The organism is Fulvivirga sp. M361, assembly GCF_007097395.1.
Lineage (GTDB): Bacteria > Bacteroidota > Bacteroidia > Cytophagales > Cyclobacteriaceae > Fulvivirga.
Map to the genome: position 1 here is coordinate 38,582 of NZ_VKDC01000037.1, position 19,665 is coordinate 58,246.

Consider the following 19,665-nt stretch of genomic DNA (forward strand, 5'->3'; position numbering starts at 1 on the left):
GCCGTTTCTTTTAATTTACAATTATTTGTTTCATTAATGTTTGGGTATTCGGCGAATCTGCTATCCCTGAAAAACCAGGTTGTTTTCCACCAACAGATAAGAAGATCCTTCCGTCCGGAGCGACTCTCCGGCCTTTATCATCTATAATTTTCAGGTTTTCTTCAGGGATGCGGATTGTTACCTCCCGCGACTGCCCAGGTTCAAAGTATTCTTTTTGAAAGGCCACAAGTGTACGCTTTGCAGAGCCAGCCATGTCCGGAGTGGACAGGTAGACCTGTACCGTCTCCAGACCCGCAGTTTCGCTTGAATTTTCAATAGTGAGTGTAATAGCAGGACGCTCGTTGTCATCGTAAGTCATGTCTGCATACTTGAAACTTGAGTAGCTCAGTCCATGACCAAATGGAAATAGTGGTTCTCCGGTAAAGTACTTGTAGGTACGATCTTTCATGTCATATGACTTGAAATCCGGCAGGTCGTCCACCGATTTGTAAAAGGTGACCGGCAGTTTTCCGGATGGATTCACGTCCCCAAAAAGAATTTCTGCAAGGGCAACTCCGCCAAACTCGCCCGGATACCATGCCTCTACAATGGCCTGTGCTTTATCTGCCGCATAATTAACTGCCAGGGCACTACCATTTAACAACACCAGAACAACTGGTTTACCTGTCTTAAGAACTTCTTTCAACAACATTTTTTGTGAGGATGGCAATACAATATCAGACCGATCTCCCTTATCAAACCCTTCCATGACCACTGGCATCTCCTCTCCTTCTATATCAGGACTGAGTCCTAAACAAAGCACAGTTACATCAGCGTTTTGAACCAGTTCCAGAGCCGGAGTCAACAAGTCTTGCTCCAGTTCCGACCACAAGAGTTGGACCTGAGGGTCAGCGTGAAAATTGTAATAATCTATTCGGACTGACACGGCTTTACCCGCTTCCAAAGTAGTGTCATGGTACTTCATTCTGGGATGGTGGTCATCCTCGAAATCCAGCACTAACTCGTCATTTAAATAAAGTTTACCAGCATTGCAAGCCCTGAGGCCAATCCGGTATTTCCCGGACCCATCCGGAAGGATCTGGCCTGTCCACCTTACTGTGAACGTGTCTGATTTCATTTCGAATGGCCTGTTTACCCAAATAAAGTCAATTTGATCATCAATTCTTTCCATAACGGGGGCACCGGACCATTTGTCATTGTTGAAATACATCCCTTTCAAACCTTCATCTGTGCCTGAACGCAGGTTTTGACTTGGGACCGGCGCTAACAATGGCCACTCTTTGGTGATATTACATCCCTTGGCATATTTCACAGTGGCATTCGGAAGTCTGTCGCTTATGGCCTTAAAAGGGGTGTTGTATTCTACTGAGGTACCGTGATAATTGCCGAGCAGAGGCTCCACGGCATTTGCGTTCGGGCCGATAACAGCCACCGATTTAAGGGCTGAACTTAGTGGTAAGAGATTATTATCATTTTTGAGAAGGACAATGGATTCTCTTGCCACTTGTTTGGCTAATTCCTGGTGCTCCTTACTCCTTACTACTTCATAAGGTATCTTCGACCAGGGTACGAGTTCGGGGTCATCAAACATGCCAAGTTTGAACCGGGCGGCCATGAGCCTGGTTAATGCCTGGTCAACTTCACTCTCATCTATAAGCCGAGACAGTACCGCTTCGCTCAGGTTAGGGTCGTACGTGTTTCCACAATTGAGGTCTGTACCTGACTTAACGGCTAAGACAGAAGCTTCCGGCCCTGTTTTACTTACTCCATGTCGATCCGGGAAATAAAAATCATTGATGGCCCAACAGTCAGATACAACGTATCCATCAAACCCCCACTCTTTTCTAAGTATTGAATCAAGCAGCACATTGCTACCACAGCAAGCCAGGTCATTGGTCCTGTTATATGCGCACATGACAGAATGAACTTTGGCATCTTTCACTGCCTTCTCAAATGCGGGCAGATAGGTTTCATTTAAGTCTCTGGGGGTCGAAATGTAATTGTCCTCGTGCCTTGATTTTTCCGGGCCGCTATGCACCGCAAAATGCTTAGCTGTTGCCACCAGCTTCAGATAGTGGTCATCATCACCTTGCAATCCCTTGATATAAGCTACTCCCAGTTCTCCCGTCAGAAAAGGATCTTCTCCATAGGTTTCCTGTCCGCGGCCCCACCTGGGATCTCTGAATATGTTAATATTTGGCGTCCAGAACGTCAGCCCCTGATAAATACCTCTTTTATTTTCTTTGACAAAACGGTGATGTTTGGCCCGGGCTTCATCTGACACGGCTACCCCCATCTTATGGATCAGGTCCACATTCCAGGTAGCTCCCATGCCTATGGCCTGAGGAAAAACGGTTGATTCTCCTGCTCTTCCCACACCGTGCAGGCATTCATTCCACCAATTGTAACGGTGTAAACCAAGTCTCGGAATGGCAGGCGCATCATAACGCATCTGTCCAACCTTTTCCTGAAGGGTCATGTGGGATACCAGATCAATGGAACGGCTTTCCGGCGAAAGCTCCGGATTCTGAAAATCGTAAGAGTATTTTTCTGTGTGTGCACAACTTCCCAGTATCCAGACTGCCAAAAGACAGATCATGAGCTGGACATTAGAAACTCTTGCAAGGGATGTATATGGATATACTTTTAAGTTATTCATTAGCTAATGGTCTTAATAATCAACACAAGAAGCGCTACCAGAAGAAAAACTATGATAGACTCTAACCATATAAATTTCTTAGGCAGGCGATATTTTGTGTTCTTTGTTTTCACGATGAATTTATTTACCTGCAATAAAGCATCCCCGGAATTGAAGAAGTAGAAGTTTTGGAGCCTTTTGAATCAATTTTGTTGCAACCTCACAGGTAATGCATCATTTGAGCTATTCTGTGCAACAAAATTTTTATTGCTAATTATCTTCGACGTTTACTTCTTGATGATCAGTTGAGTATTATCCACCGTTTTAAACAGATAAACTCCCGATTACAAACATTCAAAAGCGATTTGAAGCCAGATGGTTTTTCATTGGATCGACGAAAGCCTCATCCGGCAGTTACATGAAGGTTATGGCAGGAAGGTCTTTCAGTTTTTGATTTTAGAGGCTTTTATGCTACTAAATTGGTGTTTGGCAAGAACAATGCAATCCACCTTTATAAGGATATTTAAAGCACCTGTGCACAATCTTTGAACTAAGCAGCTGGTAATTCTCAAAAAGTAGCCTGGCCTGAGTTCCGTAAACTGTCCCTTTTAAGTGAGTGGTCTTTCGCTCTTTGGTAAAACACCGTATTGTTCTTTGTAGCACTTGGAAAAATAGGATGGTGAAGAAAACCCAACCTTATAGCTGATCTCATTTATATTATAATCCCCATCTTGAATTAGTAGTTTTTTAGCCTGTTCCAACCGTATTCGCCTGATAAATTCATTCACATTTAATCCGGTAAGGGCCTTTACTTTTCGATACAATTGACTCCTGCTAAGTGCCACTTCCTCAGCGATACTTTCCACACTAAGTTGTGAGTCACTAATATGATTCTGTATGAATAAAAGTATTTTTTGCATAAAATCCCGATCTACCATAGTAGTATCAGGGGTACTATTCAGATCGCTTATGCTGTTGAGGTATTTTTCAAAAAGTACTTGCCTGCTTTTCAGCAGTTGTTTTATCTGTGCTTTCAACAGTACCATGTCAAAAGGCTTGGTAATATAGGCATCAGCTCCTTTATCCACTCCTGAGATGTGATCCTCAGGGGTACTTTTAGCAGTGAGCATAATTAATGGGATATGACTTGTTTTAATATCTGCTTTAATCTTTTCACAAAATTCAAAACCATCCATTTCAGGCATCATTACATCCGTAATAATTACATCAGGTAAATGATGCAGCGCCATCTCAAGTCCCTCTTGCCCATTTTTGGCCATTTCAACTTGATAATGTTCTTTAAGTTCATTCTTTACAAATCTTCTTAGCTCCACATTATCATCCACCAAAAGCACAGTACTTTTTTTTCTACCATCTATCACAGAAGCTTCTTCTAATGACGCATCTTCTGATGGTTTATCGGGCACCAAAAATTCTTTTCTTCCCGGATACTCACCCTTAACGATATCTTCTTCATTGAAGTGGTCTTTCCCAAGTGGAAAGTACAGATGAAAAGTGGTCCCTTTCCCTTCCTGACTTTCTACCTCCACCTTTCCTTTATGTAGTTCAATAAAACTTTTTACCACCTCCAGACCAATTCCCGTACCACTGAAATACCATTGGTTCATTGGTTCGACCTGGTAAAATCGCTCGAATATTTTTTCTAAATGATCTGATGCCAATCCCGGTCCGGTATCCGAGACAGACAGTTTGAGTGCTTCTATCTCTTCATGATCGACCAGAGGTAATAATTTACTGACTTCAGAGAGGTTAATAGTTATAAATCCCTTTTCAGGTGTTACTTTAAAAGCATTGGAAAGCAGATTAAATAGCATTTTTTCCACTAAGCCTGAATCTACCCAAGCCGAATAATTTTCCACATCTCCATGTACCATTAATTCGATTTCATTATTCTCTGCCTCTTCCTGAAAATATTTAGCTATCTCTTTGGTAAAACTTAGCAAATTGATCTTATGAACATGGATCTTAAGTTTATTCGAATTTAGTTTTCGGAAATCCATCAACTCATTCACCAAACGTTCAAGCCTTCTGGCGTTTCGTTGTACTGTATTTAGCTGCCTGTTAGCCGTAATCGGGAGATCTTTCATAGTTATTAACTCCGCCAGTGGGTTCAATATCAGTGTTAACGGCGTCCTGAACTCATGAGAAATGTTGGTAAAAAATTGAAGTTTTCTTTTTGTAAGCGCTTCGTCCTGCTTGCGTCTCTCCCGCTCGTTCAGCACTTCCTGACGCTCACGAACACGCATCCTTAGTATGGTATACAATGTATATAATCCACTGAGGAATAAAATAATATAGACCACCAATGCCCATTTGCTTTTATACCAGGCCGGAAGGATCTTTATTTTGAGCGTTGCATGTTTTTCAGACCATTTTCCATCATTTTTAGCCGCTTTTAGCCTGAATACGTATGATCCATCTTTTAATGAAGTGTATGTAGCACTTCGTTGGTCACCTACATAGTTCCAGTCTGATTCAAGCCCTTCTAAATAGTATGCAAATTGTATTTGCTCAGGGCGTGTAAAATTTATTCCTGTATATTCAATGGTGAAGACAGATTGATAAGCATCTAACACGATCTGATCCGTTGCTGAAAATGCTTTAGTCAGAGGGGATTCCGGCTCTCCGGGCTTTACCTCTTTATTGAATATCTTAAGCTTATCTAAGTAAGCGTTTATCTGAGTAGAGTCAATCCTGGGCTCATCATATTTGATTTTGTTTATTCCTTCCAGGCTCCCAAAAAGAAGTACGTTATCAGGCAAACTAAGAATCGCATTATAGTTAAAGTTATTGCTCGTAAGCTCGTCTTTCTCGGTGTAATGCACCACTCTGCCTTCTTCTTCATTCAGCTTTGCTATCCCCGATTTTCCGGTAACCCATAGGTTGTTTTGATTATCTTTAGCGATGGCGCAGATAGTGTTCAGGCCCAAACTTAAAACCTGGTTATGCCATACCAGTGAGTCTGTAACCTGATGATAGCTAAATAATCCTGCCCCATCAGTACCGATCCATATCTTTTTATTTTCATCCTCATAAAGAGAAAGGATATGATTGGAATTAGGGTGTAGGTCTTTATGCGAGAATTTCGTTTTAAAATTTTGAATAAGAGTATCTTTTCCTACAATAACCATCTCATAAAGACCTAAGGTAGATCCAATCCAAATGTCTCCGTCTTGGTCTATCAGAACATCACGTATGTCCTCTTTATCTATCCATTCTCTTTTTATCCCTTCGCTTAAAACCTGTTCTATTTTGTTTTCTTTTAAAATATACTTATGAATTCCTGCTCCAAAAGTACCCATCCAAATATTCCCCTCTTTATCTTCTGTAAGATCCAGAATTCGATTGGATCTTAAACCAGAATTATCTGTATTAAAGTTTTGAAATTTTCGTTCTCCTTCAGGCAGGAAAAAAATGCCTCCTTCCCATGTACCTACCCACAGATTCCGATCTTTATCCAGCAGCATAGTTTGAACAGAAATGTTTGTTAATCCCCTGTAGCCATTTTTTGGTGTCAGATGGACAAATTGATTCTCATTGATCATGTATTTATCCACACCCCCTCCATCCATACCAATCCAGACAATACTATCCCCATCCTGAATCAGACTATTAACAGAATTCGCTTTTAATGAATTGTATTTATAGATATCGTGTTGGATATGTTCAAACTTACTAAAGTCAGGGGCATACAAGCCCATTCCTTTATTATAATACCCAAGCCACAATCTGCCATCTTCATCTACTTCAATCGCCCAGATCGAATTGGTTTCTACCGACTTCTTATCGTATGGATCTTCAATGAATTTTGAGACCTGGTTTTTCTCCATATCCCATACGAGCAAACCATCGTTTTCGGTGGCACAAAGAACCTTGCTATCTGAATAGCGATCTATGTCCATTATCCGTTTGTTCGTAATCGGAAAATGCTTTACCTCGGGATTGAATGTATGATAACCTTCAATGGATATCAAACCCTGGTCTTCCGTACCTACCCAAACGGTACCTTCGATCACAAAAATGGACTGGATAGGGCCCTGAAGTAATCGATTTTCCAATGCAATCTTAGGGGTTTCAAGTAGTTCATTGGTTTCAGAAAAAATCCGTAAACCTACATTAGTAGCCACAAACAGGTTATCAAATCGATCCCTGGCTATGTCGCTTACATTAATGTTTTGGTAGTGTGGCGTGGCGTTAATATAATTGCCTTCCGTATTCGAGCTATCTAACCGAATGATACCATTTCCACTACTACCTAAATAGATGTTACCGGAATCATCCGCCAGAATTGAAAAGATTGACAAAAACTCCTGCGTCGGATTCTGATCATATTTAATCTTAATTCGTTGAAATTTCCTGGTTACCGGGTCGTATCGGCAGAGGCCTTTGTCGGTACCAATCCATATCCTTCCTTTGTGATCTTCTTCAAGAGAAATGATAAAATTGCTATTCACAGAACTGCTGTCATACCAATCGAATGTGTAAGGCTCATAGTTCATACCATCAAACCGATATAGCCCGGCACCAAAGGTCCCAATCCACAAGAACCCTTTATTATCGATCAGAAAATCATTTACCGGTCGGTTAGGAAATTCTTCTTCAAAAGATTGAAATGAAAAATCCTGCGCTGCCGATTGGAAGGTAACTAACCAAACACTGCATATACTAATTCGTATTAACCAACCACTCATTTAAAGCCCATTAGATGGTACTACCAGTCAAATATAAAGTATATATATTAGAGAGAAGATGGCAGCCTTAAGGCTTTTCATTGAAAATTGAAGCCAAAGAATTGCTTGGATAAATGAAAAATGTGGTGTTAATAGAAACAAAAGGATATTTACATTTTTGTAACTGTCTGATTTTCAGAACACAAAATCCCTACTTTACTACCTACCATAAAATTGTCCTCTCTTAAATTCAACCGGGCGGACGCGCTATACGGTTCTAGATCTTAGGATCGCCAGGCTAGACCTACGAGTAGTTGAGGTTGGGTCATAATCCATCCCGGAAGGAGGCCTCATTAATAGTTGTCACACGGAAACCCGAACGATATCTAAGTGAGTTTAACCTCCGATATGAATTTTCATAAAAAATTATTCAAAGATCTCTTCTTTATCAAAAAAAGGCTTTTTTACTTCTGCCAACACGGTGCTTTATCTCCTCATAAGCATCGTTAAGATGATAGAGCGTGGAAGGAATATCCTCTTCTTCCTTTAATAACCTGTGTATTGTATTGCCCAGATATTCCTGAAACACAGGCCAGTTTAAGAAACGGGGTCGGACATAGGCATGATCGAGACTATTTCTTGTATTGATAAAAAAGTCAGAGGTTAAGCTATTGGCCAGAGGATCTTCCCATGCTTTGATGTTTCCGGGTTGTCCCTGCGCCTGTGTATAGATGCCTTTCTGAACATGTTTACTACAGATCCAGGAAGCAAAATCAGCAGCCTCTTGTTTATTTTTACAGGTTGAAGATACCGCAATCCCTGCCCCACCTAATACCGACGTAATTCCCGGGGCATTTGAATAAACCAAACTATTTTTACGGAAACCCTCACGAGAATAATTGGTATAATTGAACGCTAAAGGAGTGTATACTATCTCATCATGTTCAGCCATATGATCATACAATTGGATAGGATTCCAATTCAGGCTTTCAGCATAGAATTCCTCACGCATTCTTCGCATTAATTCCAGCACTTCCGTACCTGTTTTCAAATTCACTAATTCGGAAGCATCGCGGATTGGTGCGCCAAACTGGGCGGTTAATGAAAGAAAGGTGCAAAGGCAATCTGTAGGGCATAACGCCATACCTACGAACTTGTTTTTTCGTTTTAGTCTGTCCGCCAGATCGAAAACATCCTGCCAACCGGTTGGAACCGGTACATCCATCAGGTCAGGCCTGTAACATGCACTTTGGAAAGCTGCATCAATCGGTAATGCCCACTGGTGGCCTTGATAATGATAGCTTTCAAAACTTGGCCCGGCAGACTGAAGTTGTAAATGAGTAAAAGTATGTGGGTCTACGTATTCCTCCAGTGCCAGAACACACCTTGATTGAGCGGCAACCCCGGAGTGGGGGTGATCGTTGATCAATAGATCAAATTTTCGAGCCAAATCTACCAGGGACTGATCTCCAAAGTCTTTTAAAGAGCGTATCTCCCAGTTTACTTTGATTCCCGTAATCTCATAATATTTATTTGATGAGGCCACCAGCGGTTCATATCCCCGGGGATGGTCCCATGTGATCCCTTTCAGGGTTATATCATTCATGTTTTCTTCTTCAGGCTGTTTTGATAGAATTCCTGCACTTTGGTCTGCCCTTCCCTGGATTGGTAAAAACGGCTAAGTGAGGCATTTTCAATACATAAGGCGGACAAGTCTACGCCTCCCACTCCTAGTTGGGTGAGTTGTTTTATCACTTCCAGTCTATCTGCCGGCTTACCCGTCAATTCTCTGACAAACTCTTTTGTCTTACTTTCAAATTCCTCCTTTGAATAGATATGATTAATTATCCCATGTTCATACATTTCCTCAGCCGTTACCGTGCGGCCTGTCATGATGAGTTCATTCGTAATATTGGTTCCTAGTTTTTTAGCTAGCCGTTGTGTACCGCCACCTCCGGGAATCAGGTTTAAATTGATCTCCGGCAGCCCCATTTTAGCATATTGTCGTGCCAGGATCATATCGCATGATAAAGCTATTTCAAAGCCCCCGCCGAACGCATAACCGTTGATCGCAGCGATTATAGGTTTTGTATTTCCTTCTATAGCAGCATATAATGAACGTCCTTTAGTCTGAAAGGCTTCAAATTGCTCTTTCGTTTGTTGAGCATACTCCTTAATATCCGCACCGGCCATAAAAGCCTTCCCGTTACCTGTAATCACACACACTGCCACATCTTCACTAGCTGCAACGTTCACGAGTCCCAATGCCTGGATAATCTCATGCATCATTTGACGATTCATGGCGTTAAGCTGGTCAGGACGATTGAATTTAATCAGCCCTACCCTATCTGCTACAACGTATTCAATAAATTCAAATTCCATATTTTTCTATGCCTGATTATTCGCGTTTGGTCGCTTTCTCAACACTCATCACATTACTATCAATAAATGATTTGATCTCTTCCCTGGTATAGCCCAGTTCTTCCAGAATTTCAGGACCATGTTCACCGGTCATGGGTGAAGGCCTGCGAATGCTCCCCGGTGTTTCACTCATGGTGAACGGGACGTTTGTTACCTTCAGCTTACCTGCTTTTGGGTGTTCTATTTCTACAAATGTGTTGTTGAAGCGGACCTGTGGATCTTTTTCCACCTCACCTTGCGCATTCACTTTTGCCACCCACAGGTCCAGCTCCAGCATGATGTCCAACCATTCTTTTGTTGTTTTTGTCACTGTTATAGCCTCTATAATACCGTGAATTTTATCCCGATCATCAAAGAGAACCTGGGGGTCATTGTATTGCATCAGTGTTTCATCTCCCAATGCTTCAACCAATTTAGGCCACGGGCTCATCGCAATGGTCAGGAACCCGTCTTTGGTTTCATACATACCGAACGGGGCTCCATTTCCCGGATGACCAATTTTTGACTCTGGCCTCTGAAAGGACGTACCTAAATTTTGAATTGTAAAATAATCCTGCATCTGAAAAGCAATGGCAGAAGACAACAGGTTAGTTTTAATCAGTTGGCCTTTACCTGTTTTCTCACGATAATATAGTGCCGCAAGAATAGCGTATACTGAGTTTAATGCATTTACCTGATCGCATAGGGCAGTACCAATGGCAACAGGCCCGTCTGATTTTTTACCGCTGGTCATGATAGCCCCGCTCACACTTTGTACCAACAGGTCCTGGCCCGGACGGGTAAGATAAGGTCCGTCATCTCCCCAGCCACTGGCAGAACAATAAATAATGGATGGATTGATCTTCCTGATGTCTTCATAGCCATAGCCTAATCGGTCCACCACTCCGGGTCGGAAATTTTCCAAGACGATATCCGCTTCTTCTGCCAGCTTATAGATGATCTCTTTGCCTTTGTCCGATTTCATATCAACGGCAAGTGAACGCTTGTTACGGTTCCATGCCATAAAACAAGGGGACTCATCGCCTGCAATCCATTCATTAAAAAAAGTCATTTGCCGATAGATATCACCCGTGCCATTCCGCTCGACTTTGATCACATCAGCTCCCATATCTCCTAACATTTGAGTGGCATAAGGTCCTTGTAATAGTTGAGAAAAATCTAATACCTTGATGCCTTCCAGCGCATATTTCATTCTACTAATTCATTTTAAATGTTACCGCATAAAGCTCACGCTTTTCTATTTCAATTTTCTATGTATCTGGGTAAAGCAGACAGTCCTCCATCTACTTTGATATCTTCACCTGTAATGAACCTAGACTCGTCAGAGGCCAGAAAAACAGCGGTCTGCGCCACCTCTTCGGTAGTGCCCAACCTTAGCATAGCTGCTTGATCAATACTGGCTTTCAAAAAACTTTCTCCTTCCTCTTTTTGCCTTCTTTCATTCATAGGAGTATTGATCGCTCCCGGAGAAATGGTATTGAAGCGTACGTTTTGATTGCCAAACTGCCCCGCTAACTGGACTGTCATCGCATTTATACCTCCCTTCGCCGCGGCATAGGCTGTCCAGTCATTCCAGCTTCGTGATGCCTGTAACGATGACAAGGATATTATACTTCCCGATCGTTTTTTAAGCATGTGGGGTAACACTGTCTTTATCCCTATGAATACACCTTTAAGGTTTACGTTCATCAATGTATCCCAATCTTCTTCCGGCATTTCAACAATATTTCCTTGCACGGCAATAGCAGCATTATTGACTAACACATCAATTTGTTTGAAACTATTCATAACAGCTTTCACTACATTTTCCATTTGAGAGCTATTATCCACCGAACATTCAAACGGGATCGTCTCACCCCCTTTTTTATTGATCAAAGAAGACTCAGTCTCACATTTTGATAGATTTATGTCGCACATAGCCACTTTGCAACCTTCTAATGCAAACATCTGACTAATAGCAAGTCCGATACCCTCAGCGGCACCGGTAACAACAGCAATTTTATCTTTTAGCCGTCTCATATCAGGATCTTTTAGATAACCAGTAATTTTCAATTTCTTCCAGTGTTTTGCCTTTGGTCTCAGGTATTACCTTAAGGGTGAGATAGACCGCGGGAAGTGTGCAGGCAGCAAAAAACCAAAAAGTTCCATGGGCTTTAAGGTTCTCTAAAAACCATGGGGTCATTTGACCCACGAACGCAGTGCCCACCCATAATGCCATTGTAGCTATGGACATAGCAATACCTCTTATTCTTAAAGGATATATCTCAGATAGTAATACCCAAATCACCGGTCCGTAAGAGAATGCAAAACAAGCAATGAAAGCCAGAATAAAAACCATCAAGAGATAAGTATTCGTTATTTCAAAGTAGAAGAGCGCGCCTACAATGATCAATGAAGAGATAATACCTATAACCCCCGTAAGGAGTAGTGTTTTCCTTCCCAGACTGTCTATTTTCCAAATAGCGATAAGGGTAAATAATACATTGACAATGCCAATAATAACCTGTCCGCCCAAAGCTTCTCCTATCTGCAAACCTGCCTCTTCCAGGATCTTTGGCCCATAATATATAATGGCATTAATACCACTTACCTGGGTCAAAAAAGCAAAGGCTATCCCCATGATCATAGCCACTTTAAAACCACCTGAGAAGGCCATTTTCAATCCGCCGGACTCCTTAGTTAAATTAGTTTCTATATCATTTATTTCCTTTTCTGCTTCTTCCGGGTCTACAAATCTCAATAAAACCTTCCGGGCCATTTCTTTTTGTCCATTCATCATTAACCATCGAGGGCTCTTAGGAACGGTAAAAAGCAGTACAAGAAAGGTCAGAGCCGGTAAAGTTTCACTGCCCAGCATAGCTCTCCATACTTCCGCTACCACAATTTTATTGATCAACCCGGTATTCCCTGCTAAAGCCTCAGATTGTGACAGGCCCAACAAGTAGGCATTTGAAAAATAGGCAAAGAGAATACCTATCGTAATAGCAAATTGATAAAGCGCTACTAATCTGCCTCGCTTACCGGCAGGAGCTATCTCGGAGATATATAACGGAGATAACATCGAGGCTATTCCAACACCTACCCCACCAATCAATCGATAAATAACCAATTGGTTAAAGTTTGCTGATAACATACATCCCAAAGCAGAAAGTCCAAAGAACAATCCTGACAGTATGAGTACTTCTTTCCTTCCAAACCGATCGCTAAGTATCCCGGCAACCAAAACACCTGCAATAGTCCCTACCAACGCTGAACTCACATACCAGCCCTCAAGAACGGTATCTAATGTAAATTGCCCGGTAACAAAACCAATAGTTCCGGAAATAACTGCTGTATCATACCCAAAAAGGAAACCCCCAAGGGATGCTATTACAGCTAGTCTGGTGACATATCCGCTTTTCATCAATATTCGTTTTTGATTAGTAGCCTAACCTGGTTTTAGCTAATTCAGGATCAAAGCTATCTTTTCTAAAAGTATGTGCCTCAGTATTGAAAACATGCTGATCGAAGTCAAATATATCTTTCCCTGCAAAAGCGATGTAAAAATATTTCAATGTTTCAGCAAAAAAATATGTCGCCAGATAATCATTCTCTTCCATGGTCCGGACATCTTTTATGGAATGATACGCCACTTCACTTCTACAACACGTATTGATGTCCACCCAGTATTTTGTGATCATATCAAGGTATTCAGCTTTTCCGGTGATCTGATGTAAGTAATAAGCAGATTCAATAATCTCGGGATTCAATTCGGAGTTGGCATATTCTACGGTGTCCGCTCCATAATGATAGCGGGTAGGAAGCAACCCATATTTGTCCCATAACCAATCCCAGGTCTGCTGATTTTTTTCTGCAGCATCAATCTGCCCACTTACCGCCTGAATAGCAGGGAAAAATGCATCATACAATGACACCGACCTTTTTAATATTTCTCCGGTGTGCATGTCAACAATGGTGTAGTATGCACGTCCTTCGTACTCGTCCAATAGGTATTCATTGATCTTTGCACTGCTATAATCCCAAATCTCCCTGATCTCAGGGTCAGGAAAGATCATCCAGCTTTTGTACATATACTCGTAATAGGCATCCACTCCAGCCTGCAGGTGGTGCCATTGCGTGCCGATCCACTCGCCTGTCTCGACATTGATATGTTCACCGGGAAGACCTATTTCGGATTTTCTCTCAAAAATTGCCTTCGTAGCCCTCTTAGCAGCCTGATAGTATTTGGGGTCTTCTGTGTAATAACTCAGTATACCAAATTCGAATAAATAGGTAGCGGCCTGGGCCACGTTGATGATATCCCCCTTACCTTCCCCTTTGTTGCCGGCTGTTTTGCCTGTGTGTAGGTTTATAGAGTGATAAGGGATACCCGTAGGCGAATCAAAAGCGGGTAAGATCCGGTCTCCAAAATCCCTCACTTTTTCCAGGATATTCGGATTCCTGGTATATTCATACATAGCTAACAGCCCACCGAGGATCCGGATGTTAACTTCAAAAACCTGCACATAGACGTCTTTATCCCAATTTTCTTTGAGCGCGTATTGTTCAATCTCATGGGCTTCTTCATCAAAACCCATCACTTTCAACGTACTGTAAGCATCGTATGGCGATATACCCAGGGTCTCATCATACCAGTTAAACCCTTTTTTAGAAAGAGGCAATAAAACATCATATCCCCAGGCATGTTGCTTATAACCTTTCCAGGAACGAAGCGTTTCCTCCTTAACCTGTTGAGCAAGTTCTTCCCTGGTTTTAACATTATCCATTCCTTCTGTTTTTTCTTTTTGCTTCTCGGAAGATGATTGGCAAGCAAGAAGAAAAGTGATAATAACGATTAGACTATAGCCTATTTTCATGTGATTGTTCTTTGTAAAAGCATAAAATTGTTCAAGGTGTTATTTCGAACGACGATCATTCATTGACCTGATCTCAACTGAAACCGATTGAATATCCCTTGATTAAGACTTCAGTAAAGTTATGAGTAATAGCTATTGATTATACGACCTTATTATACCATTAAGTGCATATTTATTATGGTATTGCGACATCACAAATGTATAGATCTATAAACCCTGAAATAAATCTGACACCACATAAATAATAGACTCATTGTTTTAATATAAAAGCATATAGAGTCATGTTAGCAAAGAAAATTATTCTTGCGCAAGGTCTACATGGGGAGATATAAGGAAAATCCCTAAGTTATTTTTTAAAAGCCGAAGGAAAAGATGCTGTACCTATTTTATCAGTTCGTGTTTTAGAGGCTGGTCTTTTGCTATATATTTTTCAAGCTTCCCATTATTCATTTTCAAGACCCTGTCCGCCAAATGAAAATAATGATCATCATGTGTTATTGCTAACACTATTTTACCTGTTCGCTTCATTTCTGGTAACAATGTGTTATAGAAAAATACACGATATTCCGGATCTTGATCGGCCGCCCATTCATCAAACAGAAAAATGGGGGCATCTTCCAGGTAGCATTGTAACAATGCCAATCGCTTTCTTTGACCGGTAGACAGGTTCACAGTACTATATCTATTTCCTTTTATGGTCACCTTTTGATCCAGATCGAGGAGTTTCAAATAGCTGAGCAACGCGTCTTTTTTTTCTATGAGGTTGATGTCGTAGAGCTTTTCAAAAACGTAAGGCGGGCTAAATACAGCAGAAAAATACTCGCCTAACGCAGCATTTTTTTGTGGTTTATCATTTATACGGATAGTGCCTTCCTGAACCTCGTATAATCCTGTAATAATTTTAGCCAATGTGGTTTTACCACTACCGTTACCTCCCACAATAAATATGATCTCACCTGCCTTAGCCTCAAAATCAATCGGACCAATAGAAAAGTGTCGTTCACCGTTTTTGTTTTCATATTCATATTTTACACCTTTCATGGTAAAGGATTTAATATGAGGAATAACTGGTTCCGTTACTTTCTGTAAATCGAGGTTAGCTGGTATTTCTGCCAAAAACTGCTGTATGCGATTCCATGATACTCTTAAATTCATGATAGAAGGCACAGAAGTCAATATACCGTTTATAGGACCTATCAGATAGAGTAATACGATGACAAAACTCATCAAGCTATACGACTTTATAGTAGGAAATACTTCCGGCATACCAAATGCCACCGCTCCCAGTAACACCACTAATAATGACTCAGCAACTAAAAATGCATTGACAAAACTTACGTCTGCGGTTGAGGACTTTTGCCTATACCTGTCGGCACTTTGGGAAACATCATCCTTGTATTGCAATTTCTTATTATGCCTTAGACTGATCTCTTTGTAGCCATCAACCATGCCACTTACCAACTGCATAAATGTGGTACGTTCATCGCGGGCTTTTTCAAAATACTGTTCCGTTCTTTGTGCTACTACTGCATATACCACTGCTAAGATGATAATCAACAGCACTGTCAATGCTGTTGCCCAAAAAGCAATAGAAGCGAGGTAAACGAAGGCACCTAATGCTGTAATTACACTTGTTATCAATAACATGACAATATTCGTAGATTCTCCTATAGTGTTAATATCATCATTCAAAACGGTATAGACCCGGCCCCTGCTAATCTTTTCAAATTTTTGATAGGAAGTTGAAAAGATTTTTTCGATCATCTTAACACGTAGATCAAATACAAGTCCACGAGCAAATCGGATCAACTTAACCTGAACGAATCGCCGTCCAAAAAGGTAGATTCCTAATATTAAAAGATAATAGAATGTCAGGTACTTCAGTTCAACTGCGGTCTGTAACGATGAAGTCACCATCACAATAATAACAACATTCGCCAGTCCTGATAAAATACTAAACAATATAACCTGTGGGGCTATTCGTTTATACTCATTAGCTTCTACATAAAGTAAACTGATCAAATACGTCAGGTAACTTAGAGCTACAGCTCCTGCGATGCTATACAGGAGTATTTCAAAACTCATCGGTGACCATACCAGCATGGCCACCCATGTAAAACCTGCCAAAGCCCGAGGCAGGATGTAAAGCCCAAAGATAAAAGGCGCCAGATTTACCAATGCCAAAAGGAAGCTTTTTATCTTATGCCTATTAAAGGCTTCAAAATTCCTTTGTCCCCGAATTGCTCCGATAATAATGTGGATCAGTAAGGCGATAACAATAAGGCTATAAAGAACTACTGCTATAGAGAAAATAGAGTACGTTCGATCTATATTGTCTGCCGGGTCTGAGCCATTGGAAGTTTCTTCTTTCTTAGCCAGGTAATTCATCAATACATTTGCAATCTCAGATGTATACGTACTATTAGCATTGGCTAATACGGCTACACCCAACTTCGGTCCGGGTCTAAAATTTATGTGTGAAGTAAAATTTGGATTCAGGCCAGCGTGGTAAATCTCACCCGTTCCATTCAGTGACACTTCCCAACCCGCAGCATAAGAGGACAAGCCATGTAACGTAACAGATTCATCTCTTTGATGAGTCTTCCGGATCAAATGGTGAAAGTTTCCCTTTTCATATAGCCCCATCTGAATTTGCAGCCATTTAGCCATGTCTTCGGCATTGGATATCACATAGCCGGCAGCATTGTTACCCCTGTATATGGGGGCCTGATACTGACGTGCAGTGAAAAAGCCTATCTTATGCCCTTCTGACATAAGTGCTCTATTTTTTGGACTTCCTATCGAAGTGTATCGAAGATCCAGCGGGTCTAATATATTAGCTTGCAAATATGATTCAAAGGGTTGCTTTGCTACTGTTTGGATGATTAAGGCTAATACATCATAGTTAATGGTAGCATACTCAAATTCTTGCCCCGGAATATGATTAAGTTCCTGTGCTTGTAATCTCCTAACAGTTTGCTCCAACGCATCAGAGGCATCTGTTTCAGGAATTTTTGCAATAGTATTCCAGGGAATACCGCTGGTATGATGGAGTAACTGCCTGATAGAAACGGCAACACCCTTACCATTATATCTAAATGTAAGCCAGGGAATATACTTTGAAACGCTATCATCTAAGGATGCGTTTGTTGTTGTTACCAAATGCATAGTTGCCAATGCGGTAAAGGCCTTACTACACGACCCCAGTTCAAACAACGTTTTAGAGGTAACTGATCTGGTACTTTCAACATCTTTAAATCCATAGCTTTTGATGTATGTATGTTTCCCATCGATTAAAACCAGGCTTAAGCCAGGAATGTCTCCTTCATACATCAGTGTTTTAACCTTCGCCTCCATTTTATCCCAACCTGGTATGGTTGTAACTTCTTTTGAAAAAGAAAAAAAGTTATAGAACAACAGCGGCAATGCTATAATCAGAGACTTTACAAGCAAACTGAACGGGGTGGATTTCATATATTTTATAGTGAAGGTAATGTTGGTTCCATTTGGTTTTCACTGGCGTCCGGGGAAAGGAAAAGTAGCAATTTATTTACCACCTGAAGTACATGTGGTAGTTTCATAATACTGAAATGATCTCCGTCCAGGGTTTCATGAAGCACTTTCTTTGTAAAGAATTGATTTAGCGAATCCACTTCGTCGTTCGATCCATCCACTCCGAGGTAAACCAATTGTGCGTCAAGTTTAAAGGAAGGCGATGGCCTTTTCACGGAACCCAGACTTCGGATCACATTGACTTGTTTAACGAAACCTGTCAGGTCCTCGTATTCGGTTTCCGGGAGCATCACCAGAACTTCATCAGGAAGTCGTTTTCTTAATTCTTCCGTTGTAACATGATTTTCATACAGCTCTGCCATAGCCTGCTTCCACAACTCTTCCATATTTTTGTATTCTTTATCATCCATCGCTAAACTCAAATGGTTTTGTAACAGGCTTTTTTCTGATGCGATAGAAAAATGCATATTTTCCTCATCCGCTGGCAGATAACTGTCGATAGCTATCAAAACATCTACTTTATCTCCATCCAATTCTAACTGTTTAACTATTTCTATACCTAGCACGCCACCAAGACTCCAGCCCAGCAGAGTATAAGGTCCGTTGGGTTGCACTTTTTTCATTCGTGCGATATAAGTTGATGCCATCTCAGACAGGCCAGGAGATTCCGGGGCAAGTTTATTAGCAGCGGGATATTTTAAGCCCCATATATTGATATCGTCTATTAGTGACGTCAGTTCACGATATCCATATAATTCTCCACTACCATCATGAATAATAAAAAGATTCTTCATTGATTTAGCCCTTTTCAGTAATATGGTAAACTCATCAAAGTCATCTCTGTACTTTTCAAATTTTGATAGTTGCTGACTGAACCCATGAATGGTGGGATATTGAAAAATGGTAGCAAGAGGAACGTCGAAGTTTAATTGTCTGGACACTTTGTTCACCATGGCTGTCGCTCTAAGTGAGTGCCCGCCTAACTCAAAAAAACTTTGGGTTACGCTGATCTGTTCCCGATCCAACTTCAATACTTCCGACCAGATATGGACCAACTGTTCTTCCAGCTCATTTCCTGCAGGAGTATAAGAGGATGTAAGTGTCAGATCAGGTGCCGGAAGCGCCTTACGATTGAGTTTACCGCTTGCCGTCAAAGGCATTTCTGCCAGATGAACGTACGCCACCGGGACCATATAGTCTGGCAAACGACTCTTCAGATACTCCTTCAAATTATTTTCATCCTGCTGCTCATCAGAAAGATAATAAGCCACCAGTTGTAACTCATCCTGGATCTCGCGGGTAACTACACTTACCTCGTGCAATGAGGGATGGCTCGCCAGTTGCTGGGTAATTTCCCCCAGCTCTATGCGGAAACCCCGGATCTTGACCTGGTCATCACACCGCCCCAAAAACTCCAGGTTGCCATCGGGACGCCATTTCACCAGGTCACCCGTACGATACATCTTTTCCCCTTCAAAAAACGGGTCAGGAAGAAAACGCTCCGCCGTCAATGCTGCATTGTGAAGGTAGCCTTTTGCCAGGCAGG

The 19,665-nt window shown here is 41.3% G+C and carries 10 protein-coding genes; all 10 read right to left on the reverse strand.

Features of this window, described 5'->3' with window-relative positions; all coding sequences use genetic code 11:
• Positions 1–10: 10 nt before the first annotated feature.
• Entirely contained in the window at positions 11–2,659 is a 2,649-nt protein-coding gene (locus FNH22_RS26275; protein WP_143401492.1) for a glycoside hydrolase family 3 C-terminal domain-containing protein, read from the reverse strand.
• Between the two features lie 587 nt (positions 2,660–3,246).
• The gene (locus FNH22_RS26280) at positions 3,247–7,350 is read right to left on the reverse strand and encodes a hybrid sensor histidine kinase/response regulator transcription factor (RefSeq protein ID WP_143401493.1); all 4,104 of its coding nucleotides are present in this window, start codon (positions 7,348–7,350) and stop codon (positions 3,247–3,249) included.
• A gap of 427 nt (positions 7,351–7,777) precedes the next feature.
• The gene (locus FNH22_RS26285; RefSeq protein ID WP_143401494.1) at positions 7,778–8,935 is read right to left on the reverse strand and encodes an ABC transporter substrate-binding protein; all 1,158 of its coding nucleotides are present in this window, start codon (positions 8,933–8,935) and stop codon (positions 7,778–7,780) included.
• The gene (locus FNH22_RS26290; protein WP_143401495.1) at positions 8,932–9,711 is read right to left on the reverse strand and encodes an enoyl-CoA hydratase/isomerase family protein; all 780 of its coding nucleotides are present in this window, start codon (positions 9,709–9,711) and stop codon (positions 8,932–8,934) included. The genes FNH22_RS26285 and FNH22_RS26290 overlap by 4 nt, the downstream gene beginning before the upstream one ends.
• A 16-nt stretch (positions 9,712–9,727) precedes the next feature.
• Positions 9,728–10,942, reverse strand: coding sequence for a CaiB/BaiF CoA-transferase family protein (locus FNH22_RS26295; RefSeq protein WP_143401496.1), 1,215 nt, complete (start codon positions 10,940–10,942; stop codon positions 9,728–9,730).
• Positions 10,943–10,992: 50 nt separating this feature from the next.
• Positions 10,993–11,769, reverse strand: coding sequence for an SDR family NAD(P)-dependent oxidoreductase (locus tag FNH22_RS26300; RefSeq protein ID WP_143401497.1), 777 nt, complete (start codon positions 11,767–11,769; stop codon positions 10,993–10,995).
• Position 11,770: 1 nt separating this feature from the next.
• Positions 11,771–13,153, reverse strand: a complete 1,383-nt coding sequence (locus tag FNH22_RS26305; protein ID WP_143401498.1) for a sugar porter family MFS transporter — start codon at positions 13,151–13,153, stop codon at positions 11,771–11,773.
• A gap of 16 nt (positions 13,154–13,169) precedes the next feature.
• The gene (locus FNH22_RS26310; RefSeq protein WP_143401499.1) at positions 13,170–14,606 is read right to left on the reverse strand and encodes a glycoside hydrolase family 47 protein; all 1,437 of its coding nucleotides are present in this window, start codon (positions 14,604–14,606) and stop codon (positions 13,170–13,172) included.
• A 381-nt stretch (positions 14,607–14,987) separates the two neighbouring features.
• Positions 14,988–18,080 (reverse strand): cyclic peptide export ABC transporter, encoded by a 3,093-nt coding sequence (locus FNH22_RS26315; RefSeq protein WP_143401500.1) that lies wholly within the window; start codon positions 18,078–18,080, stop codon positions 14,988–14,990.
• 5 nt (positions 18,081–18,085) lie between these two features.
• The coding region (locus FNH22_RS26320) for a thioesterase domain-containing protein (protein WP_143401501.1) at positions 18,086–19,665 on the reverse strand (1,580 nt) is incomplete at its 5' end.